The 26,481-nt window shown below is 68.1% G+C and carries 24 protein-coding genes; 11 read left to right on the forward strand and 13 right to left on the reverse strand.

Features of this window, described 5'->3' with window-relative positions:
• Nucleotides 1-21 precede the first annotated feature (21 nt).
• From A5892_RS07850 to A5892_RS07890, 9 genes are all read right to left on the reverse strand, one after another.
• Nucleotides 22-1,455: an NAD(P)/FAD-dependent oxidoreductase gene (locus A5892_RS07850; protein ID WP_064122338.1), complete on the reverse strand. Its 1,434-nt coding sequence runs from the start codon at nucleotides 1,453-1,455 to the stop codon at nucleotides 22-24.
• Nucleotides 1,452-1,751 (reverse strand): (2Fe-2S)-binding protein, encoded by a 300-nt coding sequence (locus tag A5892_RS07855; RefSeq protein WP_064122339.1) that lies wholly within the window; start codon nucleotides 1,749-1,751, stop codon nucleotides 1,452-1,454. The genes A5892_RS07850 and A5892_RS07855 overlap by 4 nt, the downstream gene beginning before the upstream one ends.
• Nucleotides 1,726-2,847, reverse strand: coding sequence for an NAD(P)/FAD-dependent oxidoreductase (locus A5892_RS07860; RefSeq protein ID WP_064122340.1), 1,122 nt, complete (start codon nucleotides 2,845-2,847; stop codon nucleotides 1,726-1,728). Before A5892_RS07860 ends, A5892_RS07855 begins: the two co-directional genes overlap by 26 nt.
• A 3-nt stretch (nucleotides 2,848-2,850) precedes the next feature.
• Nucleotides 2,851-3,657: an ABC transporter permease gene (locus A5892_RS07865; RefSeq protein WP_064122341.1), complete on the reverse strand. Its 807-nt coding sequence runs from the start codon at nucleotides 3,655-3,657 to the stop codon at nucleotides 2,851-2,853.
• Between the two features lies 1 nt (nucleotide 3,658).
• On the reverse strand, nucleotides 3,659-4,564 hold the full coding sequence (locus A5892_RS07870; protein ID WP_064122342.1) for an ABC transporter permease: 906 nt from the start codon (nucleotides 4,562-4,564) through the stop codon (nucleotides 3,659-3,661).
• Entirely contained in the window at nucleotides 4,557-5,654 is a 1,098-nt protein-coding gene (locus tag A5892_RS07875; RefSeq protein WP_064122343.1) for an ABC transporter ATP-binding protein, read from the reverse strand. The genes A5892_RS07870 and A5892_RS07875 overlap by 8 nt, the downstream gene beginning before the upstream one ends.
• 71 nt (nucleotides 5,655-5,725) lie before the next feature.
• On the reverse strand, nucleotides 5,726-6,763 hold the full coding sequence (locus tag A5892_RS07880) for an ABC transporter substrate-binding protein (protein ID WP_064122344.1): 1,038 nt from the start codon (nucleotides 6,761-6,763) through the stop codon (nucleotides 5,726-5,728).
• Nucleotides 6,764-6,947: 184 nt separating this feature from the next.
• On the reverse strand, nucleotides 6,948-7,871 hold the full coding sequence (locus A5892_RS07885; RefSeq protein WP_082890330.1) for a LysR substrate-binding domain-containing protein: 924 nt from the start codon (nucleotides 7,869-7,871) through the stop codon (nucleotides 6,948-6,950).
• A gap of 38 nt (nucleotides 7,872-7,909) precedes the next feature.
• Complete coding sequence (locus tag A5892_RS07890) at nucleotides 7,910-8,827, reverse strand: LysR substrate-binding domain-containing protein (protein ID WP_150123510.1); 918 nt, start codon at nucleotides 8,825-8,827, stop codon at nucleotides 7,910-7,912.
• 103 nt (nucleotides 8,828-8,930) lie between these two features.
• Here A5892_RS07890 and A5892_RS07895 point away from each other — a divergent pair, with 103 nt between their 5' ends.
• The 3 genes from A5892_RS07895 (at nucleotide 8,931) to A5892_RS07905 (ending at nucleotide 12,129) form a co-directional block, all read left to right on the forward strand.
• A complete protein-coding gene (locus tag A5892_RS07895; protein WP_064122346.1) occupies nucleotides 8,931-10,064 on the forward strand; it encodes an NAD(P)/FAD-dependent oxidoreductase in 1,134 nt (377 codons plus the stop codon).
• Nucleotides 10,065-10,183: 119 nt separating this feature from the next.
• Nucleotides 10,184-10,954 carry a transporter substrate-binding domain-containing protein gene (locus A5892_RS07900; RefSeq protein ID WP_064124372.1) on the forward strand — a complete coding sequence of 257 codons (771 nt, stop codon included), beginning with the start codon at nucleotides 10,184-10,186 and terminating at the stop codon, nucleotides 10,952-10,954.
• A 179-nt stretch (nucleotides 10,955-11,133) separates the two neighbouring features.
• Nucleotides 11,134-12,129 (forward strand): aldo/keto reductase, encoded by a 996-nt coding sequence (locus A5892_RS07905; RefSeq protein ID WP_064122347.1) that lies wholly within the window; start codon nucleotides 11,134-11,136, stop codon nucleotides 12,127-12,129.
• Here A5892_RS07905 and A5892_RS07910 read toward each other — a convergent pair whose 3' ends face one another.
• The 3 genes from A5892_RS07910 to A5892_RS07920 form a co-directional block, all read right to left on the reverse strand.
• The gene (locus A5892_RS07910) at nucleotides 12,130-13,143 is read right to left on the reverse strand and encodes an NAD(P)H-quinone oxidoreductase (RefSeq protein WP_064122348.1); all 1,014 of its coding nucleotides are present in this window, start codon (nucleotides 13,141-13,143) and stop codon (nucleotides 12,130-12,132) included.
• Between the two features lie 122 nt (nucleotides 13,144-13,265).
• Nucleotides 13,266-14,624, reverse strand: coding sequence for a PepSY-associated TM helix domain-containing protein (locus A5892_RS07915; protein ID WP_064122349.1), 1,359 nt, complete (start codon nucleotides 14,622-14,624; stop codon nucleotides 13,266-13,268).
• Nucleotides 14,625-14,707: 83 nt separating this feature from the next.
• Nucleotides 14,708-15,139, reverse strand: a complete 432-nt coding sequence (locus A5892_RS07920; protein WP_064122350.1) for a DUF2946 family protein — start codon at nucleotides 15,137-15,139, stop codon at nucleotides 14,708-14,710.
• 300 nt (nucleotides 15,140-15,439) lie between these two features.
• On the opposite strand from A5892_RS07920, the gene A5892_RS07925 reads away from it, so the two are divergent.
• From A5892_RS07925 to cobF, 4 genes are read left to right on the forward strand one after another with little or no spacing between them, the layout of a single operon-like run.
• A complete protein-coding gene (locus A5892_RS07925; RefSeq protein WP_064122351.1) occupies nucleotides 15,440-16,486 on the forward strand; it encodes an ABC transporter substrate-binding protein in 1,047 nt (348 codons plus the stop codon).
• A complete protein-coding gene (locus A5892_RS07930) occupies nucleotides 16,483-17,523 on the forward strand; it encodes a FecCD family ABC transporter permease (RefSeq protein WP_082890332.1) in 1,041 nt (346 codons plus the stop codon). The genes A5892_RS07925 and A5892_RS07930 overlap by 4 nt, the downstream gene beginning before the upstream one ends.
• Nucleotides 17,520-18,329, forward strand: coding sequence for an ABC transporter ATP-binding protein (locus A5892_RS07935; protein ID WP_064122352.1), 810 nt, complete (start codon nucleotides 17,520-17,522; stop codon nucleotides 18,327-18,329). The genes A5892_RS07930 and A5892_RS07935 overlap by 4 nt, the downstream gene beginning before the upstream one ends.
• Nucleotides 18,311-19,060, forward strand: coding sequence for a precorrin-6A synthase (deacetylating) (cobF, locus tag A5892_RS07940; RefSeq protein ID WP_064122353.1), 750 nt, complete (start codon nucleotides 18,311-18,313; stop codon nucleotides 19,058-19,060). The genes A5892_RS07935 and cobF overlap by 19 nt, the downstream gene beginning before the upstream one ends.
• Before the next feature lie 559 nt (nucleotides 19,061-19,619).
• Here cobF and queG read toward each other — a convergent pair.
• On the reverse strand, nucleotides 19,620-20,720 hold the full coding sequence (gene queG, locus A5892_RS07945) for a tRNA epoxyqueuosine(34) reductase QueG (RefSeq protein WP_064122354.1): 1,101 nt from the start codon (nucleotides 20,718-20,720) through the stop codon (nucleotides 19,620-19,622).
• A 128-nt stretch (nucleotides 20,721-20,848) separates the two neighbouring features.
• Between queG and A5892_RS07950 the strand changes: the two genes are divergently transcribed.
• The 4 genes from A5892_RS07950 to mutL are packed head-to-tail and all read left to right on the forward strand — an operon-like array spanning nucleotide 20,849 to nucleotide 26,419.
• On the forward strand, nucleotides 20,849-22,378 hold the full coding sequence (locus tag A5892_RS07950; RefSeq protein ID WP_064122355.1) for a bifunctional ADP-dependent NAD(P)H-hydrate dehydratase/NAD(P)H-hydrate epimerase: 1,530 nt from the start codon (nucleotides 20,849-20,851) through the stop codon (nucleotides 22,376-22,378).
• 18 nt (nucleotides 22,379-22,396) lie between these two features.
• Complete coding sequence (gene tsaE / locus A5892_RS07955) at nucleotides 22,397-22,900, forward strand: tRNA (adenosine(37)-N6)-threonylcarbamoyltransferase complex ATPase subunit type 1 TsaE (protein ID WP_064122356.1); 504 nt, start codon at nucleotides 22,397-22,399, stop codon at nucleotides 22,898-22,900.
• Nucleotides 22,897-24,408: an N-acetylmuramoyl-L-alanine amidase gene (locus tag A5892_RS07960; RefSeq protein ID WP_223302825.1), complete on the forward strand. Its 1,512-nt coding sequence runs from the start codon at nucleotides 22,897-22,899 to the stop codon at nucleotides 24,406-24,408. The genes tsaE and A5892_RS07960 overlap by 4 nt, the downstream gene beginning before the upstream one ends.
• Before the next feature lie 13 nt (nucleotides 24,409-24,421).
• On the forward strand, nucleotides 24,422-26,419 hold the full coding sequence (gene mutL / locus A5892_RS07965) for a DNA mismatch repair endonuclease MutL (RefSeq protein ID WP_064122357.1): 1,998 nt from the start codon (nucleotides 24,422-24,424) through the stop codon (nucleotides 26,417-26,419).
• The last annotated feature ends 62 nt before the right edge of the window (nucleotides 26,420-26,481 follow it).

Below are 26,481 nucleotides of genomic sequence, written 5' to 3' on the forward strand. Positions count from 1 at the left end.
GCTGGGGTTCGCCGAGCCACTTCAATCGACTTCGGTCTTCGATGCGCGGGGCTCGGGGATTTCGAGCTCCGCCAGCTGGCCGAGGGTGATCGGCTTGATCGGCGAGCGCAGCCGGTAGTAGCCCACCTCGGCGGTCGGTCGGCCCTGGGTTTCGCCGATCAGCTCGGCAACGGTGAGCCCGCACATCCGCCCCTGGCAGGGCCCCATGCCGCAGCGCAGGAATGCCTTGAGCTGGTTGGGGCCGCTGCAGCCCGCGCGGACCGCGGCGCGTACCTGGCCTGCGTCGATCTCTTCGCAGCGGCACACCACGGTCTCGTCGCTGGGCCGGCGCCAGGCTTCATTGGGGCGGTAGAGGGCGTCGAGGAATGGTCGTATACGCAGCTCGCGAGCGAGCGCGCGGCGCAGCGGGCGGGCGATCTCGTCTCGCCGGGCTGCGGTGATCGCGCCGAGTCGGGCCGCGACCTGGAGCGCGCTGAGCCTGCCCTGCAGCTTCGACGCCTCGGCGCCGACGATGCCGCCGCCGTCGCCGGCGAAGAAGATGTCCTGCGCATCGCTTTCGCCCCAAGGGTCGAGCTCCGGCACCCAGCAGAGCTGGTCTTCGCGCCAGCGGTGGCGGCAGCTCAGCGCGCGGCTGAGCTGCACGTTGGGTACCACCCCCTGATGCAGCAGCAGGGTCTTGGCGATGATCTCTTGCCATTGGCCCTGGCGCTTGAAACCGACCCGCTCGAGCTGGCCGTCGCCCTCGGCGCGCAGCGCCTCGACCCCGCGCACGATGTTCACCCCGTGGCGTCGCAGCTCACGGATCAGCTTGATCCCCTTGAGCAGGTAGTCCGGTGCGCCAAGCGCCGTAGCCAAATACGGCGCGGCGCGGCGCAAGGCGTCTTTCGGCGAGGTGTCGAGCAGCGCGGCCACGGGTACGCCGGCGCGCAGGTACTGGGCCGCCACCAGCAGCAGCAGCGGCCCGCAGCCCGCCAGTACCAGCGGTTGATCCAGCGCCACCCCTGAGCTCTTCAGCAGCACCTGGGCGGCGCCCGCGCCCATTACGCCCGGCAGGGTCCAGCCGGGAACCGGGAACGGCCGCTCCTGGGCGCCGCTGGCGACGATCACCTGGCTTGCCTGGGCCAAGGCGGCCCGGCCGCGGGCGAGGGTGCCCAGCTCCCGCTCGCGGTTGAGCTGCCAAAGCGTATGTTCGGGACGATAGTCGATCAGCCCCGCCTCGATGCCGTGGCGCAGTGATTCGATCAGCTCGCCGCCGCGCCAATAGTCCGCACCGAGCAGGCTACGCTCGCGCAGCGGCGTGGATTCTAGCGCGCGATAGATCTGCCCGCCGGGAGCGCCCTGCTCATCGAACAGCCGGCATGGCACTCCGTGGCTTGCCGCCTCGACCGCGGCCGAGAGCCCGGCCGGCCCGGCGCCGATGATCGCAAGTCCGGGGGGTTGATGGTCGGCGCTCATGGGGTGATCTCCGCCGCGCCGAGCTGACGCTCGATGCGCATGCCGTCGCGGACCTGCACCTGGCAGCCCTGCTGGTTGGGCACGCCGTCCACCACCAGCAGGCAGTCGAAGCATACCCCCATCATGCAGTAGGGCCCCCGCGGCGTAGCGCTGACCGGGGTGGTCCTGAAGCGCTTGATTCCCGCCGCGAGCAGTGCGCTGGCGACGCTGTCGCCCTGGCGTGCACTGATCTCGCGCTGCTCGAAGTGCAGGGTGAGGGTGGGTCGTGAATCAGGCGACGACAGTCGTGTGGGCATCGAATCTCTCCGCGGACATTGAGGCGATCTGGTCGGGAACGGGGCCACCTGCGATCCAGTCGGCCAACGGGCCTGCGTGCATCGCGGCCAGCGTCACGCCGCTGTGGCAGCAGGCGATGAAGGCCCCGGGATGGGAGCGCGAGGCTTGGTAGATCGGCAGCCCATCGGGCGGCATCACCCGAAGCGCCCCCCAGGCACGCACCATGCGTACGCTCGCCAGGCGTGGAAACAGGCGCAGGTTGCGCCGCACGATGGCCTTCAGCACGTCGACCCGGGTGCCATCGTCGAAGCCGACGTCCTCATGGGAGTCACCGAGCTGCAGGGTGCCGTCCCCGGTCTGGCGCAGGTTGTGGGTCGGTATGTCGAGCAGCGGCGCCACCCGCTCGGTGATGATCACCTCGCCGCGATTGGGCTTGAGCGGCGCATGCAGCCCAAGCTGGGGCGCAAGCTGGACGTTACCGAGGCCGGCGGCGAGGACGATGCGCGCCGCGAGGTGGATTTCACCGTCGGCGCGCTCGATCCGGTAGCCGTCGCCGTTGCGACCCACCCGTACCACCTTGGCGCCGGGCAGGTAGCGTCCCCCTTGGCGTTTCAGGCCGAGATGCAGCGCCCTGAGCAGATAGAGCGGATTGGCATGGCCATCGTGGTCGCTCCAGGAGGCGCCCGCGACCTCCGGGCCGATCGCCGGGACCCGTTCGGCCAGCGCCTGGTGATCGAGCATCTTGAACTCGAAGTGGCCGCCGCTCTGTGTCCGCAGTCGCTCGAGCAGCGCGCGGCGCTGCTCGAACTCCTGCTGGTCGGCGCAGATGTACACGCCACCGGGCTGGCGCAGCTCGACGTCGATGTCGGTCAGCGCGTGGAGCTCCGCGGCGAGGGACGACCAGCGCTCGGAGGAGCGCAGGCTCCATTCGATGTAGTTGGGATGGTTCAGGCCCTTGCCCTGCACCCAGACCAGCCCGAAGTTGCCGCGCGAGGCGCGATAGGCGATGTCGCCTTCATCGAGCACGGCGACGTCGAGGCCTTGATTCGTGAGACCGAAAGCGATCGCGGCGCCTACCAGGCCGCCACCGATCACGGCGATATCGTGAGTTGCCATTCTTCAGCCTTTACCGGTAAGCACCTTGTCGAGCCCGAACAGCCGGTCGATGAGGAGCATGAAAGCGATGGTGATCAGGATGATCACAGCCGATACCGATGCGATCAGCGGATCCACCGACTGGTCGATGTAGTTGTACATCTGCACCGGCAGGGTGGTGTTGCCGGGCGAGGCGACGAACACGGTCATGGTCAGTTCGTCGAAGCTCATGATCAGCGCGAGCATCCATCCGCCGGTGACGCCGGGCAGGATCATCGGCAGGGTGACGCGGCGAAAGCTGGTCCACGGAGAGGCGCCGAGCGAAATCGCCGCGCGTTCGGCCTCACGGTCGAGCCCTACCACCGACGCCAGCACCAGGCGCAGGGTGTAGGGCACCACCACCACCACGTGCGCGGCGACCAGCGAGGCGAAGGTGCCGGAGACGCCGAGCTGGGTGAAAAAGCGCAGGAAAGCCACCCCGAGCACGATCTGGGGAATCATCAGCGGCGACAGGAACAGGGTGGTCAGCGCATCGCGCCCTTTGAAGCGATAGCGAGCGACGGCCAGGGCGGCGGGTACCGCGATCAGCGTCGCCAGGCTCGCCGAGAGCACCGCGAGCACCGCGCTGTTGTAGAAGGCGTCGATGAACTGGGGATTGTCGAGGATCGCCCGGAACCAGCGCAGCGAAACGCCGTTGGTGGGGTAGGAGAGATATCCCTCCGGGGTCAGCGAGACCAGGATCACCACCACCAGCGGGGCGAGCAGGAAGAGCAGGAACAGGGCGTTGAAGACCAGCGCCAGCGGACCGTTGCGGTCGAGGTTGCGATACATCTCAGGCCTCCCCCAGCGTCTTGCGGTAGCGGCGTTCCACCAGCCGGTTGTAGGCGAAGATCACCAGGGCGTTGAGCACCAGCAGGATCATCGCCAGGGCTGCGCCGAGCGGCCAGTTCGAGGTGCTCAGGTACTCGTCGTAGATCGCTGTGGCGGCCACTTTCAGCCGTCGTTCGCCGATGATCGCGGGGGTGGCGAAGGCGCTGGCGGTGAGCGCGAAGACGATCAGGCTGCCGGAGAGAATCCCGGGCAGCACCTGGGGCAGCACCACCCGGCGCAGCATGGTGAACTTCGACGCACCGAGCGACAGCGCCGCCTGCTCGGTGGCGGGGTCGACCTTTTTCAGCGCCGCCCAGACCGAGATCACCATGAAGGGAACGAAGACGTGGACCAGCGCGATCACCATCCCGGTATGGGTGTACATCAGGCTGCGATCGGTCAATCCGACGAACCGCAGCGCCTCGGTGACCAGGCCGTGGTTGCCGAGCAGCAGCACCCAGCCGAGCGTGCGCACGATCACCGAGACCAGCAGAGGCCCGAGCGCGGCGAGCAGGCAGATCGTCCGCCAGGGTGGGCGCAGCTTGGAGATCACATAGGCCTCCGGCGCGCCGAGCACTACGCAGATCAGCGTGACCCCGACGCCCAGGGCATAGGTACGCAGGAAGATCTCGTGAAAGTAGGGATCGACCAGCGCCTCACGGTAGCTGGCCAGCGTCCGGGTCTCGATCAGCCCCTCGGTGTAGCTGAAACCGTAGAGGCTGAGCACCACGGTCATCACCAGCGGAACGCCCAGCATCACCAGGAAGAACACCCCACCAGGGCCGCAGAGCAGCCACGGACGAGCGTCCCAGCGCAGCCGTGGAGCGTGGTTCACCGAGGGCTTGTGGAGCGAGCTCACTTCAGCCATGGTCGGGCGCCCCCACTGCGTTCGCTGGACCGAGCGGGCGTGGTTCGGTGTCGAGCAGATGCATCGCCGCAAGCGGCCAGTCGACGTCGACCCGCTCACCGCTGGCGTGGCTGGGCGTACCGAGGTTGGGTGCGTTCACCATCAGCTCGCCCAGCCCGGTTTCGACCCGATAGTGCCAAGTGGCGCCGGCGAACTGGCGGCCCACCACGCGCGCCGACAGGCGCCCTTGGCCGGTCGGCACCAGGCGCAGCTTCTCCGGGCGCAGCGAGACCGAGACCGGCTCGGTGCGCGAAGCCGCATCGATCTCGAGCCGCAGCTCGCCGAGGTGAAGCATCGTCCGGCCCTCTTGGTCCGCGACCAGCCGGCCTTCGAGCAGGTTGGTCTTGCCGACGAAGCCCGAGACGAAAGCGTCGGCCGGGGACTCGTAGGTTTTTAGTGGATCGGCGACCTGGACCATCCGCCCATCGCGCATCACCACCACGCGGTCGCTCATCGACAGGGCCTCGCTCTGGTCGTGGGTGACCATGATCGTGGTGGTGCCGACCCGCTGCTGGATCTGGCGCAGCTCCGACTGCATCTCCTCGCGCAGCTTGGCATCGAGGTTGGAAAGCGGTTCGTCGAGCAGCAGCAGCGGTGGCCGGATCACCAGCGCCCTGGCCAGCGCCACACGCTGGCGCTGGCCACCGGAGAGCTCGCGTGGATAGCGCTTGGCGAAGCCGCCCATGCGCACCAGTTCAAGCGCATCGACCACGCGCTGGGTGCATTCGGCGCCCTTGACCCGGCGCATATCGAGACCGAAGCGGACGTTCTCGCTCACGGTCATGTGGGGAAACAGCGCATAGCTCTGGAACACGATGCCGATGCCGCGCTTGTTCGCGGGGACCCGGCTGAGCTCGGTTCCCGCCATCTCGATCCGACCGCTGGTCGGGGTGGTGAAGCCCGCGATCATCGAAAGCGTGGTGGTCTTGCCGCAGCCCGAGGGGCCGAGCAGCGAGACGAACTCGCCCTGTTCGATGTCGAGGGTGAAATCCTCCACTGCGGTGAAATCACCGTAGCGCTTGCTCAGGCCGGCCAGTCTCAGGTAACTCATGGCGCTCTCCTCTCGTTCACCGGTCGTTGACGCTGGATCGGAGCCGAAGATCGGCTCCGTGCGGCTGAAAACTAGCGTTCCACTTGCCGGTTCCAGCGCTGGGTCCACTCCATGCGCTGCTGGTTGACCTGGTTCCAGTCGAGGGTGACGAGATGGTCGACCTTGTCGCCGTAGGGCACTTCTTCGGCCGTCTCGGCGTCGAGCTCGACATTCTTGTTGGCCGGGCCCTGAGCGCGCTCCTGGGCCATCAGTACCTGGATCTCGGGGCGCAGCATCCAGTCGATGAAGGCGCGTGCGAGCTCGGCGCGGGGGGAGCCTTCACTCACGCAGGTTCCTTGCACCAGCGCGACCGCGCCTTCCTTGGGATAGGCGAAGGCGATCGGGAAGCCCGAGTCGGCGAGCGCCTTCACGCGTCCGCTGCCCCATACCGACATCACGATCTCTCTGCTCTGGTAGAGCTCGGAGGCCTGCCCCGGAGAAGGGGTGAAGGAGAGCACGCTGTCGCTGATCCCACCGGTCATTGCGTCGAAGCCTGGCTCGATGTCGCTCTCGTCGCCGCCGTTCGCTCGCGCCAGCATCACCAGTGCATAGACGCCGTAGCTGTTGCTGATCGAGGGGATGTTGAGCAGGCCCTTGTAGCGGGGGTCGGCGAGGTCGGTCCAAGATTCCGGTGGCGCCCAGCCCTGCTCCTCGAAGTAGGCCTGGTTATAGGCAAGGCCTCCGGCGACGATCGAGGTGCCGATCGCCTTGTCATCGGGGAAGCGGGCGAAATCGTAGACCTGGTCGAGCGCTGGCATGCCCTCCAGCGACTGGCACAGCCCATAGTTGATCGCTTGGTAGGTCGGGCCGTCGTCCATGATCGAGACATCGATCTGGGGGCTATTGCGGCTCGCCAGCAGCTTGGCCAGGGTGTCGGTCGAGTTGCCGGCGACGTAGACCACGTCGGCGCCGGTCTCCTCACTGAATCCAGGAATCACCTTCTGCTGCATGATGTCCTGGAAGTCGCCGCCGTAGCCCGCGACGTAGAGCGTTTCCGCCCGTGCTTCGAGGTGGTAGGCGAAGAGCAATGGGCATAACGATAGCGCAAGGGTTCGCTGCGTGATTCTCATGGCATTCACCGTTGTTCGTTATTGTAGGAATGATTCAGGCAATCGAGATGCGGATGGGGCCGCTCGCGCCTTGCCAGTCAGCGCAGCGTTGGCCCCAGGGCCGTGTTAGACGCTAAACGAAATGAAAAAGCGCGCCCAATGCCGCTTTTTGGCAATGTCATCCGCAAATGTTATGGCCTGGGTCTCAAGGCTTGGGCAGAGCCTGAGTCGGTGACTGTTCGATCAGCGCGGTGAGGGTCTGGCGCAGATCGTCGATCAGCTCCAGGGCGAGCCGCGAGGTGGGGCGCAGGCTCGGCAGCAGCAGGTGGTAGGTGTAGGGGAAGCCCGGTGACAGCGGTCGAATGACCAGCCCGCGATGCTGGTAGAACCTCGCGCTGGCCGGATCGATCAAGGTGATCCCGGCGCCGCACAGCACCAGTTCGCAAGCCGCCGAAGAGAGCTGGGTCTCGATCCGTGTCTGGCAGTCGATGCCGTGCTCGCGCAGGTAGCGGTCGATCCCCGGTCGCGCGCCGCCGAGCTGGCCGACCGAGATCAGCTGCTGGCCCGCGAGCTCTTCGATCGCCACTCGGGGACGGGCGGCGAAAGGATGATCCGGCGGCATCACCAGCATCATGTCGGCGCTTGCCAGTACGCTGCTCTCGGTGCCCGGCTCGTCGAGCGCAATCCCGGTCAGCCCTATGTCGCACTGCTGGGTGGCGACCCATCTACTGATCCGCTGGGAGCTGTGCACCTGGAGCGAGATGCTGATGCCCGGGTGCTTGTCGAGGAACCGGCGCAGTACCGGGGGCAGCACCGAGAGCGCCATCGCCGGCATCGCTGAGATCAGCAGCTTGCCGGTGCGGAACTGGCGGATCTCCTTGGCCGCTTCGGCCATGTTCTCGAGCCCGACGTAGGAACGCTCGACCTCTTCGAAGAAGGCCTGGGCCTCGGGGGTCGGCACCAGCCTGCCGCGGCCGCGGACGAACAGCTGGAAGCCGACCTGGTCCTCGAGGTCACTGATCAGCCGGCTCACCGCGGGTTGGGAGACGAACATCATCTCCGCCGCCCGGGTGACGGTCTTGTACATCATCACATGGCGAAAGGCGTTGATCTGTCTCAGGTTGAGCACGGGGAAACTCCGTTGGAAGTGTCGCGACACCGCAGGTCTCAGCCGGCGTGGCCGATCACGGTGGCGTAGCGTTGCTCGAACATCGCCACGAAATCCCGGGCGAGCCGGGACATCGGTTGGTCACGGGAGCTGAGCAGGGCGAATTCCAAGCCTAGATCCTCGGCCAATGGGCGTGTGATCACTTCGGGATGGGGGGAGAGCGCTGCGTTGATCGGATCGACCAGGGCGATGCCGTGGCCTTGGCTCACCAGGCGGATCGCCTGCAGCGTCAGCGACACCTCCAGCCGCGCTGGGGGGCTGGGTTCGGCCGCGTCCCGCAGGCGATCGAGGCGCCTTTGCAGGGGATCGTTGCGCTCGAAGGTGATCAGGTTCTCCTCCGCCAGCGCCGCGAGCGGCACTTCGGCCAGCGCCGCCAGGCGGTGTCCGGCGGGCATCATGCACAGGCAGGGCAGCGTGAAGCGACGCAGCTCGCAGCGTTCCTCCCGCTGCTCGAGGATCGCGAAGCCGAGATCGCAGCGCTGGGTGAGCACTTCCTCGATGACCTGGGCGGAGCGGTAGTTGCCGAGCTGCAGGCTGGCGCGCGGATGGAGATCGAGAAACGCGCCGGCCAGATCGGGCAGGAAGGTCAGGCCGAGCATCGGCATGGCGCAGATCCTCAGTGCGCCCAGCTCGCGGTCGCGGATCCTGGTCGCGGTGGTGCGCAGCTGCTCGAGCCCGATCCAGGCACGCTCCACCTCCCGGTGGAAGATGCGCGCCTCCGGCGTAGGGTGCAGCCTCCCGCGCACTCGTTCGAACAGCTCGAAGCCTAGATCCTCCTCGAGCTGGCGCAGCAACCGGGTCACCCCGGGCTGCACCGTATTCATGCGCTGCGCCGCCTTGGAGACGGTGCCGCACTCCATCACATGCTTGAAGGCGAGGATCTGCCGATCGCTCAGCCTGGGGGAACGTGTCGTCACGGTTATCACTTGTTGTTATCGATTAGGCGACAACCATTATTCGTTTCGCTGATCGGTCGATGCAATCCTGGCTTTCGAATCACCATACGGCGCTTCTCTCACCATGAGTCACTCAAGCCCCTGCCCATGGCTGATCGTCGGCGCCGGACTGGTCGGGCTTTCGCTCGCCTACGGCCTCGCCCGGCGAGGCGCTCGCGTCACCCTGCTCGACGCAGGCGAAGGCGAGCCGCGCGCCGCCCAGGGCAACTTCGGGCTGGTTTGGGGGCAGGGCAAGGGGCTTGGGATGTCGGCCTATGCCGATCTGAGCCTCGATGCCTGCGCCGACTGGCGCCCGTTCGCCGAGGAGCTTTGCGCGCGCAGCGGCGTCGACGTGGGCTATCGGGGCGGGGGAGGGGTCGATCTCTGCCTCGATCACGCCGAGGCCGAGACCCGGCGCGAGGAGTATGCAGTCGCCACGCGGGCCAGGCCCGACTATGCCGCCCGGCTCGGGGTCGAGTTTCTCGATAACCGCCAGCTGGCCGAGTGCCTGCCCGGCATCGGCGGCGAGATCCCGCTGGGCAGCTGGTCGCCCCATGATGGCGCTTGCGATCCGCTGGCGCTGGTCCAGGCGCTGCATCTCGCCTGCCTGTCGCTCGGCGTCGAGTACCGCCCGGGGTGGCGTGCCTCGCGGATCGATGCGCTGGCGAGCGGTTTCGAGGCACGCAGTGTGGAGGGGTGGCGCGCCCGCGGCGAGCGGCTGCTGCTCGCCGCCGGACTCGACACCGCGAGGCTCGGCGCGCCGCTGGGGCTAGGTGCACCGCTGAGCGCGGTCCGCGGTCAGCTGATGGTCACCGAGCGGATCGCGCTCGCTCCGCGCTTGCCCACGCCCCAGGTCCGGCAGACCCGGCACGGCGGGTTCCTGTGCGGTGAAACCCACGAGCGGGTCGGGCGCAATCTCGACACCACGCCGTCGATGCTCACCGCGATCGCTCGCGACAGCCTCAGGATCTATCCGTTCCTGAGCGCGGCGAGGGTGGTGCGCGCCTGGGCGGCTTTGAGGGTGATGACCCCGGACGGTTGCCCGGTCTATCACGCCTCGGCTCGGTATCCCGGCGCCTACGCGGTCAGCTGCCACAGCGGGGTGACGCTCGCCTCGGTACATGCCGGGCGCCTCGCTGGGGCGCTGCTGGATGACCGCCTGGAGACCGACTTCGCTGCCTTTTCCGCTACGCGCTTCGCGCTTGCGGTGACGGCCTGATTGACCCGCTGCCGGCCTGGCCTGCCGGTGAGGCGAGTTCCACGGCCCGGCTCGCGATCGCGAGCCGTCGATGACGACATGCAATCGATGACAACGTACAACCCATGGAGATGTCGATCGTGAAACGCCCGCTTTGCCTCATCACCTTCTCATTGGCCGCGCTGCTTTCCGCTCGGGCCCTTGCCGAACCACCGCTCAAGATCGCCGTCGACGTGCCCTACGCGCCGTTCCAGCTGCAGCATGCCGATGGCAGCTTCGATGGTTTCGAGGTCGAGCTGGTGAATGCCATCTGTACCGAGATGCAGCGCCGCTGCGAATGGGTCAAGCAGCCGTGGGACGGGATCATCCCAGGTCTGCTCTCGCGCAAGTACGACATCATCGCCTCGGCGCTCAGCGTGACCGAGGAGCGCGCCCGGCAGGTACGCTTCGCCGAAGCCTACTACGTGGTGCCGTCGAGCTGGGTCGCGCCCGCCGACCGCATGCTCGATCCCAACGACGACCTGAGCGGGCGGACCATCGGCGTGCAGCGTTCGACGATTCAGGACGACTACGTCACTCGCACCCATCCGCAGGCCGACATCCGCCGCTACCCGGACGCCAGCGCCCTGGCCGCGGACATGAGCGCGGGGCGGTTGGATCTCGCTTTCATCACCACGCCGCTGGCCCAGGAGGTGTTCGTCGACCAGGGCGGCTACCGGCTGGTCGGGGAGCCGATCCGTGAGCCCCGCGAGATATTCGGCGATGGCATCGCCGCGGCCTTCCGGCCCCGTGATGAAGCGCTGGTCGAGCGCTTCGACCGCGCGCTTCACCAGGTCGTCGCCAATGGCACCTACGAGGAGCTGATGGAGCGCTATTTCGACTACGACGTGCGTCCCGACGGGCTGCGCTGAGCCGGCTTCACCGCCCAAACCACGCGCTCGTACGGCGCGGCGAAGGTATCGGGGTCGCCCGGGTTGGTCGTCGGCGCTGTGCGGATATCCGAACGGGCTGTCCGGTGTGGGCGGATTATCGCTCGCATCCAGCTCCTCCATACTGAGGAAGTTTCTCTGTCCCTCATGGAGCCTTCGCGATGGAACTTCATCAGTTGGGCGCGGGCGGTCCGCGTGTCTTTGCGCTTGGGCTCGGCTGCATGGGCATGTCGGGGATGTATGGAGCGTCCGATCGCGCGCAGTGCATCGCGACCATCCGCGCCGCACTCGACGCCGGCGTCGATCTGCTCGACACCGGCGATTTCTACGGTATGGGCCACAACGAGCTGCTGATCCAGGAAGCGCTGCGCGAGCGACCGCGCGACGAGGTGTCGATCAGCGTCAAGTTCGGCGCGCTGCGTGACCCGGCCGGCGGCTGGGGGGGATACGATGCCCGTCCCGAGGCGATCAAGAACTTCGTCGCCTATTCGCTGACCCGGCTCGGGGTCGACTACATCGACATCTACCGCCCGGCGCGCCTCGACCCGCAGGTGCCGATCGAGGAGACCGTGGGCGCGATCGCACGGCTGGTCGAGGAGGGCTACGTGCGCCACATCGGGCTTTCCGAAGTCGGCGTCGAGACCCTGCGCCGCGCCGCCTCGGTGCATCCGATCAGCGACCTGCAGATCGAGTACTCGCTGATCTCGCGCGGCATCGAGACCCGGATCCTGCCCGCCTGCCGCGCGCTGGGTATCGGCATCAGTGCCTATGGGGTGCTCTCGCGTGGACTGATCAGCGGCCACTGGCGCGCCGGTGCGGCCGATGGCGGAGACTTCCGCGCCCATAGCCCGCGCTTCCAGGGCGAGGCGCTCGAACACAATCTTGCCCTGGTCGAGACGCTGCGCCAGCTGGCCGAGGGCTGTGGGCTGACACCGGCCCAGCTGGCGATCGCTTGGGTCGCGGCCCAGGGCTCGGACATCGTTGCGCTGGTCGGCGCGCGCAGGCTCGACCGGTTGAGCGAAGCGCTCGGCGCGCTCGATGCCCGACTCGATCACGCCACGCTCGAGGCCCTGGATAACGCTTTTCCTCCCGGCATCGCGGTGGGCGATCGATATGCGCCGGCGCAAATGGCAATGCTGGACAGCGAACGAGGCTGATCAGCCCTCACCGACCACCAGTACGATCTTGCCGATGTGGTGGCCCGCATCCATCAGCGCATGGGCATCCGCGGCGCGGGCGAGGGGGAAGGTGGCGTCGATCAGCGGCTTGATCTCGCCGCGTTCGATCAGCGGCCAGACCTCGCGCTCGAGCTCGCGGGCGACCTCGGCTTTCTCCGCTACGCTGCGCGCGCGCAGGGTTGAGCCAGTATGGGTGAGGCGCTTCTTCATCAGCTCGAAAAGCTCGACGTCGTGGCCATGGCCGCGCTGGGTGGCGATCTGGATGATCCGCCCGAACTTGGCCGCGGCGCGGTAGTTCCTGGTCACGTAGTCGCCGCCGATCATATCGAGGATCAAGTCGACCCCATGGCCGTCGGTGAGCCGTGAGACCTCCTCGACGAAGTCCTGTTCGCGATAGTTGATCGCGGCGCTGGCGCCGAGTTTCAGGCACGCCTCGGCCTTGGCTTGCGAGCCGACGGTGACGATCACCTGCTCGGCGGCGAAGGCGCGGGCGAGCATGATCGCGGTAGTGCCTATGCCGGACGAGCCGCCGTGGATCAAGACCCGGTCGCCGGCCTTCAGCCGGCCGTCCTGGAACAGGTTGGTCCACACCGTCATGAAGGTTTCCGGCAGCGCCGCCGCCTCGACCATGCCAATGCCGGTCGGTATGTGCAGCGCATTGTCCTCGTGGATCACGCAGTATTCGGCGTAGCCGCCGCCGGCGACCAGGCCGCAGACCCGTTCGCCCTCATCGAAGCGGGTGGCTCCCGCGCCCAGCCCGATGACTCGGCCGGCGATCTCGAGGCCAGGGATGTGTGACGCGCCGGGCGGCGGTGGGTACTTGCCCTGGCGCTGCATCACGTCCGGCCGGTTGACCCCGGCCGCGGCGACCTTGACCAGTATCTCCCCCGGCCCTGGCGTGGGCAGCGCGTGCTCGCGGATGACGACTACCTCGGGGCCACCGGCGCCGTCGAACTCGATCACGTTCATGTGGCTCGGTAGTGACTGATTCATGCAGCTCTCCTTGAAGCGGTTCGCTCGCCCCTGTTCGCTGATCCTCGGTAAAGACGAGGATAGAGGGCGGGTGGGGCGAGCAATGACGAGTGGTTCTAGCGTAGGTCAGTGCGTCCTCGGCGTCACCCGATCTGGCGGCGGGTCCCGACGCGCCGCAGCGCCAGCCGTAGTCCGTCGATCGCCAGCAGTAGGGCGAGGCTTGCGCCGAGCACCGGCAGCGCCCAGCCGAGCAGCGCCGTGGCGAGCGCGAGCGCAGGCCAGGCCCGGCGAGGCAGTCGGGCGATGGCGTACCACAGTGGCTCGAGCCGGCGCGGACGCCGCCGCCACCACAGTCGATAGCCCCAAATGATCAGTACCGTGAGCCCCAGCGCCGTCGCCGCCAGCAGCAGTTGGTTGGGCAGGCCGAAGAGCATACCGATGTGGGCATCCACTCCCCAGCGGGTCAGCTTGGCGGCGAGTGGGAAGTCGGCGAAGCGCAGCAGGTCGACCACTCGTCCGTCGCGTGGGTCGATCGCCGCGCTGTCTGCCTGGGTCGGCCATTGGTAGTCGATCTCGCGCACCGTCCAGGCACGGGCCTGGTCGTTCGACGGGCGCAGCTCGATGCGTTGCGCGCCGAGCCCGGCGCTGCGGGCCGCGGCGAGCACCAGATCGGCCTGGGCGGGATCGAACGCCGTGGTCGCCGGCTCGTCCATCGCGCCATGATGCGCCGCGTGGGGATCATGGCGCGGTTCGATTCGGCCGGGGTCGAGCTGGGTCGAGACGCTCGGGGTACCCCAGTCCAGCGCGCTGCGCAGCTCGGAGATTCGCTCTCCCGCCCATTTCGACCAGGTCAATCCGGTGGCGGAGAAAAACGAAAGCCCGACCAGCAGTACCAGCCCAAGGGTGGCATGGCCACGCGCGGTGCCGCGACGCTGGCCGCCACGACCGAGCCACCATAGCGCGGCGCCGCCAAGTGCCAAGAGCCACAGCCAGGAGGCGGCCAGCTCGCTGTAGGCGCGACCGAACTCGCCCAGGTGCAGGCTGCGGTGGAAGTGATCGATCCAGGTACGCAGCGGCAGCAGGCCGCTGGTGCCGTAGACGGGCAGCGTCCCACGCAGCTCGAGGCTGACCGGGTCGACGAACACCGCGAGGTGCATCGAGCCACCGAGCTTCGGGTCGGCGAACATCACGCGCGTCGTCGTGCCCGGTTGGGGCGCGGGGCGAATCGCGGTGGGGGCGGGGCGGCCATCGATCGCCGCGCGTGCGGCTTCGAGCTGGGCGGAGAGCGGCTGTGGTTCGCCGCTGGTTGGCGCGCGCAGCGCGTCGGCGTAGAGCCAGGCCTCGAGCGAGGGCGTCAGCGCATAGAGTGCGCCGCTCAGTGCGGCGGTGAGGATGAACGGGGCGACCAGCAGGCCGATGTAGAAGTGCAGGCGGTGGATCAGTGCGATCCAAACGCCACGCGCCTTTGCATCGGCGCGCGGAGGGGCAGCGGAGGCGGGCATGGCCGGTTCCTCGAGCGTGGACGCAATCCTGGGCACGGATTGCGAGGCGCCGACATCCTCGGGGGATGCGGCGGGTGACGGATTCAAGCGGCTCGAGCTGCGGCGGGGGGCGCGCGGGGTGGGGCGTGGATCGAGCGCGCGCTGCCTGGATAGCCACGGTCGGGGCGCGCGGTGAGCAGCTGCCGGTCGAGACTCCCCAATTTGTTAAGGCTTGGGGGACTCGGGGGCAGGCTGGGTAGCTGAAGCAGGTGGCAATAGCCGCACTTGGCATGGTCCTGCGCGGCGTGGGGCGCCTGTGCCGGAGGGGCCGGGTTATCGCGATGCTGCGCTTCGGCGTAGTGCGGGGGCGATGAGCGATGCGCGGGCGGGTGGTCGTGCGCCATCGCCGCTGGTTCGAAGCGCCCAGGCATCTGCTGCGCCAGCGCCACCGTCTGGGAGACCAGTGGCGCGATGGAGATCAGCAGCATGGCGCAGAGCGCGATCCAGGCGGTGAGGCGGCGACGATCGAGACGCATCGAAGGACAGGGTGCAGGAATGGGAACGCAAGGGTGCGGCGAATCCGCCTTCGGGTCAATCCTATGTGTTACACGTAATTGTTATTTAGTAACGTTTTTGGCATCCTGAGCGGCGCTTGGGCGTATCGATTGCGCCGGACCCCGCACTGCCTTAAGGTCGATGCCGATATCGTGCCTAGCGGGAAGCCGGTGAGATCCCGGCGCGGTCGCGCCACTGTATTCGATGCCTGTCGAGAGCCAGACCTCGCGAGTCACGCCCCTCCATCATTGCCAATGGGACGCGTCATCCCAGGAGAACCCATGCCCTACGTTTCAGCGGCGCTCGTTTCGCGACGCCTGCTTCTACCGCTGTGCTTGAGCGTGGCGAGTCTCGCCCCCTCGCTGGGGCAGGCCGCCACCGACTATCCGCTGCGTATCGACAACTGCGGCCGCACCCTGGTCTTCGAGCAGGCGCCCGAGCGGGTGGTGAGCATCGGCCAGGCGAGCACCGAGATACTGCTCGGCCTCGGGCTCGGCGCGCGAATCGTCGGCACCGGGGTGTGGTTCGGGCCGCTGCCGCCTGCGCTCGCCGCTGAGGGCGCCGCGGTGCCGCGGCTTGCCGACAATGCGCCGAGCTTCGAGGCGGTGGCTGGCACGCGCCCCGACATCGTCACCGCCCAGTATACCTATCACCTCGGTGCCAACGGCGAAGTCGCCACGCCCGAGCAGTTCGAAAGCCTCGGCATTCCTTCCTACGTCTCGCCGTCGGACTGCGAGAACAAAGGAGTGACCGCGGACTCCAACGCCGACGGCAGCCGTTCGCAGCCATTCGAGATGGCGCTGGTCGAGCGCGAGGTCAGTGAACTGGCCGAGATCTTCGACGTCGGGCCGCACGGCGAGGCGCTCAACGCAGCGCTTAAGGCACGCATCGCGCAGGCGCGCGAGCGCCTCGACGGCGCCGCGCCCGAGCCGCTCAAGGTGGTGTTCTGGTTCTCCAGTCCCAGGCTCGAGGGCGACCCCTGGGTGGCGGGCAGCAACGGCGTGCCGGGTTACATCTCCCGCACCCTCGGGCTCGATAACGTGATCGAAACCGAAGAGGAGTGGCCGGCGGTGAGCTGGGAGCGGATCGCCTCGCTCGACCCTGACGTCATCGTGGTAGCGCGGATGGACCGCAGGCTTTATCCCGCAGACGACGCTGAGATCAAGCGCGGTTTTCTTCAGCGGGATCCGGTGACCCGTGAGCTGCGTGCGGTGCGCGATGGCCGCGTGCTGGTGGTGGATGCCCAGGCGCTCAATCCTTCCATCCGGGTGGTCGACGGTATCGAGATGCTCGCCGATCAGCTCGGCGGCGCTGGAGTGGCGCGGTGATCGAGCGGTTCGCCGCCGACGCTGGCTGGGCCTGGCGCTATGGGCTGGCCCTGGTCGCGGTGCTGGGGCTGGGGGTTGCCGTGGTGCTCGCCGCCTCGATCGGTGAGATGCGCATCCCGTTCACGGTGTCGTTGAAGGCGATCCTCAACGGGCTCGGTCTCACCGACTATCCGCTCGATCGGATCCAGCAGGGCATCGTCTGGGAGTACCGGGTCAGCCGCGCGCTGGTCGCGGCCTGCTGCGGCGCGGGGCTTTCGGTGTGCGGGGCGATCCTCCAGGCGCTGCTGCGCAACGCCCTGGCCGAGCCTTACGTGCTTGGAATCTCGGCCGGAGCCTCGACCGGCGCCGTGCTGGTCATGCTGCTCGGCATCGGCGGTGGCGCGATCGGGGTCTCGCTCGGCGCTTTCCTTGGCGCGGCGCTTGCCTTCTCGCTGGTGCTGCTGCTCGCCGCCGGCGGTCGCGCTGGGGTGACGCGGGTGATTCTCGCCGGGGTCGCCGGCGCCCAGCTGTTCAACGCCTTGACCGCCTATATCGTCTCCACCTCGGCCAACGCCGAGCAGGCGCGCAGCGTGATGTTCTGGCTGCTCGGCAGCCTCGGTGGAGTGCGCTGGCCCGACGTTTGGCTCGCCGCGCTGGTGGTCGGGGTGGCGCTCGCGGCCTGCCTGCTGTTCGCCCGCTCCCTCGACGCTTTCGCCTTCGGCGAGGATCTCGCCGCGACCCTTGGCATATCGGTAGCCGGCGTGCGGCTGGTGCTGTTCGCGATCACCGCGCTGGTCACCGCGACCCTGGTCAGCATCGTCGGCGCGGTAGGGTTCGTCGGCCTGGTGATCCCCCACGCCGCGCGCTTTCTGGTCGGCCCCGGGCACTCCAGGCTGCTGCCGGCTTCGGCGCTGATCGGCGCCAACTTCATGGTGCTCGCCGACATCGTCTCGAGGATCATCGTGCCCCAGCAGGTACTGCCGATCGGCGTGGTCACCGCGCTGGTCGGTGCGCCGGCCTTCGCCTTGATCCTCTATCGATCGAGGCTGAGCCAATGAGTCTCGAAGCGCATGGGCTGGACTGGCGGGCCGGAGGCCGATTGATCCTGGACCAGGTATCGCTGCAGGTGCCGCCCGGCGAGCTGATGGGACTGCTCGGCCCCAATGGCTCGGGCAAATCCTCGCTGCTGCGGCTGTTCGCCGGACTGGTCCGGCCCGCCCGGGGCGAAGTGCTGCTCGACGGTGCACCGCTCGCGCGGCGCTCCCGCCGCGACGTCGCTCGGCGCATCGCCCTGGTCGAGCAGCATGCCACCACCGACACGGACATCTCGGTGCTCGAATCGGTACGGCTCGGGCGGACCCCGCATCGCTCGGCGATCTCTGGCTGGAGCGTGAATGATCAGCGCGCGGTCGACAGCGCACTCGACCAGGTCGGCTTGGCCGACAAGAGCGCAAGGCGCTGGCACACCCTGTCGGGCGGCGAGCGCCAGCGAGTGCAGATCGCCCGCGCGCTGGCCCAGCAGCCGAGCGAGCTGCTGCTCGACGAACCGACCAATCACCTCGATATCCAGCACCAGCTCGAGCTGCTCGAACTGGTGCGCCGACTCCCGCTGACCTGCGTGATGGCGATCCATGATCTCAACCTGGCCGCGATGTTCTGCGATACCCTGGCAGTGCTCGACAGCGGACGGTTGGTCGCCTTCGGCGCTCCCGAGGAGGTGCTGACGCCCGCACTGATCGAACGCGTCTACGGCGTGCGCGCGCTGGTGTCTCGCTCCACCCGGCACCGTCGCCCACACGTCCAGTATCTGCCGCTGACACCCTCGAGCCTTGACCAGGAGCCGCCATGCGAGCCCTCGACCTGATCGGCATCGGCGCCGGCGACCCGCGCCATCTCACCCTACAGGCGGTGGAAGCGCTGGGTCGGCTCGATCTCGTCGTGCTGATCGACAAACGTGCCGAAACCGCCGAACTGACCCGGATGCGCGAAGCGATTCTCGACCGCTTCGCCTCGCCCAGGCTCAAACGCCTCCACCTCGACGACCCACCGCGTCGCCGAGAAGGCGACTACGCCGCCAACGTCGAGGCATGGCATACCGCCCGGGCCGAGCTGCTCGAGGACGCACTACGCCGCCATCTCCAAGACGGACAGCGCGCGGCACTGCTGGCCTGGGGCGAGCCGACCCTGTTCGACAGCGCGCTGCGGCTGATCAAAACGATCGAAGCGCGCGCAGGCATGCAGCTCGAGGTCGAGGTGATCCCCGGCATCTCCAGCATCCAAACGCTCGCAGCGCGCCACCGCATCCCCCTCAACCGGATCAACGAACCGGTCCACATCACCACCGGGCGCAAGCTCGCCGAAGGATTTCCCCCCGGACTCGACGCGGTGCTGGTGATGCTCGACGGCGACTGCACCTTCCTGCAAGTGGCGGAGCCGGGAATGGAGATATTCTGGGGCGCCTACCTCGGCACCGAGGATGAGATCCTCATCGAAGGCCTGGTCGAAGAGGTCGGCGAACGCATCGTCGAGCTGCGTAGCGCAGCGCGTGCCCGCAAAGGGTGGGTGATGGACACCTACCTGCTACGGCGGCGATAGCCGCTGATTTTTCGTATACCGTTATCTCGATAGTAGTGATCTTCGGATCACTTAGAGGAGAGTCGAACCGCGGCCCATTCGCCGAGGCTTGGTCCCTCGATTCCGCTTCGCTCCACTCGGGACGAACGGGTGGGGGTGTAGCGCCACGGCTTGGCAATCCACCCCCCGTTCGTGGTGAGCCGGCGAGGAACGAGCCGCGTCGAACCACCGCCCATTCGCCGAGGCTGGGTTCCGCATCCGCTCGTGGTGAGCCGGGCCTTCGCCGACCCGAGCCAGTTCGCGCAAGTTCGTGGTGAGCCGGCGAGGAACGAGCCGCGTCGAACCACCGCCCATTCGCCGAGGCTGGGTTCCGCATCCGTTCGTGGTGAGCCGGGCCTTCGCCGACCTGGGCTCGGCCGCGCAAGGCAGTGGAGGCCCGAGTCGAACCACCGCCCATTCGCCGAGGCTGGGTTCCGCACCGTTCGTGGTGAGCCGGGCCTTCGCCGACCTGGGCCAGTTCGCGCAAGGCGGTGGAGGCCCGAGTCGAATCACCGCCCACTCGCTGCCGGCGGGTTCCGCTTCAGCCGTGGGCGAGCAGGGTGGGGGCGCGGCGTCGCTGCTCGGCGAGCGCCCATTCGACATGCTCTCGAACCAGCGCGCTTGGATCGTTGCGGCGGGCTTCGAGCGCGTCGACCACTCGCGGTGACCAGGGCGCGTTGCCCAGCCCTACCGCGATGTTGCGCAGCCAGCGCTGGTGGCCGATGCGGCGGATCGCGCTGCCTTCGGTGCGCTCGAGGAACTCCTCCTCGCTCCAGGCGAACAGCTCGATCAGCTCGGCGCGATCGAGGGCGTGGCGGGGGGCGAAGTCGGGTTCGGGGCTTGCGCGGGTGAAGCGGGTGAACGGGCAGACCAGTTGGCAGTCGTCGCAGCCATAGACCCGGTTGCCGATCGCGCGGCGAAATTCGAGCGGGATCGCGCCTTTGAGTTCGATGGTGAGATAGGAAATGCAGCGCCGCGCGTCGATCACCTTGTCGTCGACGATCGCGCCGGTGGGGCAGGCGCTCTTGCAGCGCTCGCAGCTGCCGCAGTGCTCGCGTTCGAACGGCGGGTCGACCGGCAGCGGCAGGTCGGTGTAGAGCTCGCCGAGAAAGAACAGCGAACCCGCCTTGGGGCTGAGCAGCATCGAGTTCTTGCCGAACCAGCCGAGGCCGCTGCGCTGGGCCAGCGCGCGCTCGAGCACGGGAGCTGAGTCGACGAAGGCGCGATAGCCGAAAGGGCCGATTTCGGCCTCGAGCCATTTCGCCAGCGTCGTCAGCCGTTTGCGTATCAGCTTGTGATAGTCGCGCCCGAGCGCGTAGCGGGAGATATAAGCCTTGTCCGGCTGGCCGAGCAGTTTGGTGGTTTCGACCTCGGGTGGCAGGTAGTCCATCCGCGCGGTGATCACCCGGCGGGTGCCGGGTACCAGTTGGTCGGGGCGCCAGCGCTTGTCGCCGTGCTCCGCCATGTAGCCCATCTCGCCGTGCATGCCGGCATCGAGCCAGCGGGCGAGGTGCTCGCGGTGCTCGCCGAGCTCGACATCGGCGACGCCCAGCTGCTGGAAGCCGAGCTCGCGGCCCCAGACCAACAGCTTGGCCTTGAGCGCAGTGAGATCGGGTTCCTGGCGCAGAGCATCATCCGTCATGGCGGTGCGGTGTCTTGGGGTGACCGCTTATTATGCATCAGTGACGACGCACCGGCGAATTAGCCAGGCCGCTCGCTGCGGCCTAAGCTGTGCGACGAAGCCTGTCCGCGAAGTTCCAAGGAGCGAACATGAGTACTCCCCTGCATACCCGCCGCCGTACTGCCGCAGTCGAGGTGCCGGCGCGCCTGCATGACGCGGCCCAGACCCGGGCGCTGGATCGTGAGGCGATCGCGGCGGGGATCTCGGGGTTCGAGCTGATGCGGCGCGCGGGCGCCGCCGCTTTCGCGCTGATCCGGCAGCGCTGGCCCAAGGCGCGGCGGATCAGGGTGTTCTGCGGCGGCGGCAACAACGGTGGGGATGGATATGTCGTCGCCGCGTTGGCCAGCCGGGCAGGACTGATGGTCGAGGTGCTGGCGTTCAAGTCGCCCGAGACGCTGGCGGGCGAGGCCGCCGAGGCGGTCGCGATGGCCCGCGAGGCAGGGGTTGCGATCGTCGATGGCGAGGCCGGGCTCGATCAGCCGTTCGATGCCGACCTGCTGGTCGACGCGCTGCTCGGCACCGGTGCCAAAGGCGCGCCGCGCGGCGCCTATCTGCGTGCGGTCGAGGCGATCAACCAGGACCCCGCGCCAGTACTGGCGATCGATCTGCCGAGCGGGGTCGACGCCGATACCGGGATGGCCGAGCAGGCAGTGTCGGCAACGCTGACGCTGAGCTTCATCGCGCGCAAGTTCGGGCTCTATACCGGCCTCGCCGCCGACTACGTCGGAGAGCGCTTTTTCGACGACCTGGGCCTGGACCCACGGCTGCTCGCCTCCGGCGAGGCGCTGGGCCGGCTGCTCGAGCCGGCGATGCTCGCCGGCTACCTGCCGCCGCGGCTGCCGAGCAGCCACAAGGGGCATACCGGGCACCTGCTGGTGGTCGGCGGGCGCCCTGGGTACGGTGGTTCGACGATCATGGTCAGCGAGGCGGCGGCGCGGGTTGGCGCCGGGCTGATCAGCCTCGCCACCGATGCCTGCCACCTCGCCGCCGCTTTGGCGCGGCGACCCGAACTGATGGTGCGCGGGGTGCGCAGCGGGCTCGAGATCGGCGATCTGCTCGAGGCTGCGGATGCGGTGGCGATCGGGCCGGGGCTCGGCCAGGGTGCCTGGGGCCAGGGGCTTTTCGATAAGGTGCTGGAGCGCCCTGGGCCGCGGGTGATCGATGCCGATGCGCTGCACCTGCTCGAATCGCGCTATGCCGGGCTCAGGCGCGACGATTGGGTGCTGACCCCGCATCCCGGCGAGGCGGCGATGATGCTCGGCTGCAAGGCGTCCCAGGTGCAGGCCGACCGGCTCGCCGCCGCGCGTGAGCTGTGGCGCCGTCGCGGCGGGGTGATCGTGCTCAAGGGCAACGGTACCCTGGTGGTGGCGGGAGAGAACGAAACCGACGTCGCGCTCTGCCCCTATGGCAACCCCGGGATGGCGAGCGGTGGCATGGGCGACGTCCTCGGTGGGATGATCGCGGGACTCTTGGTGCAGGGCCTTGCGCCCTTCGATGCCGCCTGCGTCGGCGTGCTGGTGCATGCCCTGGCGGCCGACGAGGCCGCGCGTGTTGGCGGGGAACGTGGTCTCCTCGCCGGTGATCTGGCATCCTTTGCGCGACGTAGGGTCAACCCTTGAATCTTCACGAGAGTCAGCATGCCGCGCCGTTCTTGCCCCACCATTCGCCAGCGAGTCGAGCTGCTCGCCGACGAGGCCGCCCAGGTCGAGCTCGGCGTCCGGCTCGGCCGCTGTCTCGACCATCGGGGCTGCGTGTTCCTGATCGGCGAGCTCGGTGCCGGCAAGACCACGCTTGCGCGCGGCGTGCTGCGCGGCCTCGGTCACCGCGGTGCGGTGAAAAGCCCGACCTATACCTTGATCGAGCCTTATGTGATCGGTGAGGCACGGGTCAATCATTTCGATCTCTATCGTCTCGGCGACCCCGAGGAGCTCGAATTCATCGGCGCCCGGGAGCTGTTCGAAGCCGATGCCTTGAACCTGATCGAGTGGCCTTCGCGCGGTGCGGGCTGGTTACCGCCGGCCGATCTGGTGGTGGAACTGAAAGTGATCGCCAGCGGACGCGAGGCTACCCTCACCGCTGCCAGCGATCATGGAGAAGCCGCCTTGGGTAGATTAGAGCGCAGTTCTTCGGAGGCAGAGTGAAGTCATTGGTGTTTTCTCATCCGAGCCTGCATCGCGGGTTCATGCTGCTCGCTCTGCTGTTTTGCGTGCTGGTCCAGTGCTTCCAACCGGCCCAGGCGGCCGAGCTCGGCAATATCCGCACCTGGAGCCAGGATGGCACCACCCGGGTGGTGTTCGATCTCGACGACGACGTCGACTATCAGGTCTTCACGCTCGATGACCCAATGCGCCTGGTGGTCGATTTCAAGAACACCAGGGTGGTTGGCGACATCGCCTCCGCCGCGGGCAACGAGCCATTGTTCGAATCGGTGCGCTGGGGCGTGCGCGAGGGCCACGACCTGCGCGTGGTGATCGATCTCGCCCGGCCGGTGGTCTACAGCCAGTTTCCGCTCGGTCCCGCGGCCGGGGCCACCGGCAGCCGGCTGGTGGTCGATCTCCAGCAGGGCCAGGGCAACAACGGTGACGATGCCGTGCTCGCCGCGGCGCGCCAGCAGATCGGGGTCACCGATGCCGACGAGGCACAGCGCGATCCGATCGCGGCGATCATCAGCCAGCAGGAAGCCAATGCGCGCCGCCAGGCGGCGAGCCCGCCGCCTTCGCCGCAGATCGCCGAAGCCACCAGCCCTACCGCCAACCAAGGGCGTGGGCGCGATATCGTGGTGGTGATCGATCCAGGTCACGGCGGCAAGGATCCAGGGGCGATCGGTGCCAATGGCACCCGTGAGAAGGATGTGGTGCTGGCGATCGCCCGCCGGCTGAAGGCGCGCTTCGACGCCGCGCCCGGCTTCACCGCCAAGCTGACCCGTGACGGCGATGAGTTCATCCCCCTGCGCGGACGCACCGAGATCGCTCGACGCAACCACGCGGACTTCTTCGTCTCGATCCACGCCGATGCGGCCAAGTCGCGCACGCCGCGGGGCTCTTCGGTCTACGCGCTCTCCCAGCACGGGGCGACCTCCGAGGCGGCCCGCTGGCTGGCCCAGTCGGAGAACAGCGCCGATCTGATCGGTGGGGTCGACGGTGATCTCAGCCTCAATGACAAAGACGAGATGCTGCGAGGGGTGCTGCTCGACCTGAGCATGACGGCGACGGTCAACGCCTCGCTCAGCGCCGGAACCCACCTGCTCAGTCAGCTCGGACGTTTCAACCGGCTGCACAAATCGCAGGTCGAGCAGGCTGGCTTCGTGGTGCTGAAATCGCCCGACATCCCTTCGCTGCTGGTCGAGACCGGCTTCATTTCGACCCCGGCCGAGGAGGCGCTGCTGGGCACCGGCGCGCACCAGGACCAGCTCGCCGGGGCGATCTTCGGCGGCATCAATACCTATTTCCAGCAGCATCCGCCGCCCTCCACCTATCTCGCCCAGCAGATACGCGGTGGCGGGCTCGCCAGCGGCCAGTACCGGGTGCGCAGCGGCGATACGCTGTCCTCGATCGCCCAGCGACAGGGCGTGACGATGGTCGAGCTCAAGCGCGCCAACGCGCTCGAGACGGACGTCGTCCGCGCAGGACAAGTGCTGCACATACCTTGAATCGGAGGCCCGCATGAGCGACGCGACATCGAGCGAGCGAACGGCGGCCGAGACTCGCCGGCGCATCCAGGTCCTGTCGCCGCGGCTGGCGAACCAGATCGCCGCCGGCGAAGTGGTCGAGCGTCCCGCTTCCGTGCTCAAGGAGCTGGTCGAGAATGCGATCGACGCGGGCTCCCGGCGGATCGAGATCGAGCTCGAGGCGGGGGGCGCCAAGCTGATCCGGGTGCGTGACGACGGCAGCGGGATCGACGCCGAGGACCTGCCGCTCGCGCTCTCGCGCCATGCGACCAGCAAGATCGCGACCCTCGATGAGCTCGAAGGGGTGGCGAGCCTTGGCTTTCGCGGCGAGGCGCTGGCGTCGATTGGCTCGGTCGCGCGGCTGGAGCTGTTCTCCAACGTCACCGATGAACCGGCGAACGGCTGGCGGGTGGTCGCCGAAGGGCGCGACATGGCGTCGAGGGTCAGTCCCGCGCCGCATCCGCGCGGTACCTCGGTGGCGGTGCGCGATCTGTTTTTCAACACGCCTGCGCGGCGCAAGTTTCTGCGTACCGAGAAGACCGAGTATGGCCATCTCGAGGAGGCCTTCCGACGCCTGGCGCTATCGCGCTACGACATCGGCTGGGTCCTGCGCCACAACCAGAAGGGCATCCACCAGCTGCGTCCCGCCGCGAGCCTCACCGAGCGCCGTGCCCGGGTCGCCGCGCTGCTCGGCCAGGAGTTCGTCGCCAATGCGCTGGATGTCGAAGTCGAGGCCACCGGACTCAGGCTGTGGGGATGGGTGGGGCTGCCGACCCACACCCGCGCCCAGGCCGACCAGCAGTACTTCTTTGTCAATGGCCGGGTGATCCGCGACCGGCTGGTCGCCCACGCGGTGCGCCAGGCCTACCGTGACGTGCTGTTTCACGGGCGTCAGCCAGTGTTCGTGCTCTATCTCGAGCTCGACCCCAAGGTGGTCGACGTCAACGTCCACCCGACCAAGCACGAAGTGCGTTTTCGTGATTCCCGGCTGGTCCACGACTTTCTTTTCTCCAGCCTGCACCGTGCGCTGGCCGATACCCGTGCGGGCGCGGCGGCCGGGGCGGCAGCTGAGCAGGGGGAAGAGGCAGGGCAGGAAGCGCGGATCGACCCGCTGACCGGCGAGCTGCTCGACGCTGCGGCCGGTAAGGCTGATGAGCCGCCGGCCTGGCGCCAGCAGTCGATCTCGCTCGGCGAGCGTCGCCCCGACTATCCGGGCGGCGGCGGGGCGAGGGAGGGGGGGCTCGAGCGGCCCAGCGGCGATCGGGTGCGCGCCTTCCTCGACGGCTACCGGGCGCTTCACCCGCGCGATCAGGAAGCCGCGCTGCTCGCATCCCATGGGCGCGATGATCAAACCTCCGCGCCGAGCCTCGATCGAGCCGAGGGCGAGGCGCCCGAGGTGCCACCGCTGGGCTACGCCGTCGCGCAGCTCCATGGTGTCTACATCCTGGCCCAGAGCGCCCGGGGCATGGTGGTGGTCGATATGCACGCGGCCCATGAGCGGATCACCTACGAGCGTTTGAAGCGCCAGTTCGAGGCCGGCCGGGTCGAGGCCCAGCCGCTACTGGTGCCGGTCTCGATCGCCCTCTCCGAGGCCGAGGTCGAGCTGGCGCTGGCGGAGGCCGAAGGTTTCGCCCGGCTCGGCGTCGAGCTCGACGCCGCCGGCCCCGAGACCCTGTTGGTACGCCAGATCCCGACGCTTTTGATCAAGCGCCAGGGGCAGGAGAACGTCGAGCCTTTGATTCGCGAAATGCTCGCCGAGCTGTCGCGCTATGGGCGCAGCGACCTGCTGCGCGGTCGGATCGACGAGATCCTCTCGACCATGGCCTGCCACGGCAGCGTGCGCGCCAATCGCAGGCTGACCCTCGAGGAGATGAATGCGCTGCTGCGCGACATGGAGATCACCGAGCGCAGCGGTCAGTGCAACCACGGTCGCCCGACCTGGACCGAGCTCGGCATGCGCGACCTGGATCGGTTGTTCCTGCGCGGGCAGTAGCCGCGCCCTTCGAGGTGTCAACCCACGCTGGCTTCGGCTAGACTGCCGGGCCCTGACGCCGC

Origin of the sequence: Halotalea alkalilenta (genome assembly GCF_001648175.1) — a bacterium.
In the GTDB taxonomy this organism is placed as follows: Bacteria; Pseudomonadota; Gammaproteobacteria; order Pseudomonadales; family Halomonadaceae; genus Halotalea; species Halotalea alkalilenta_A.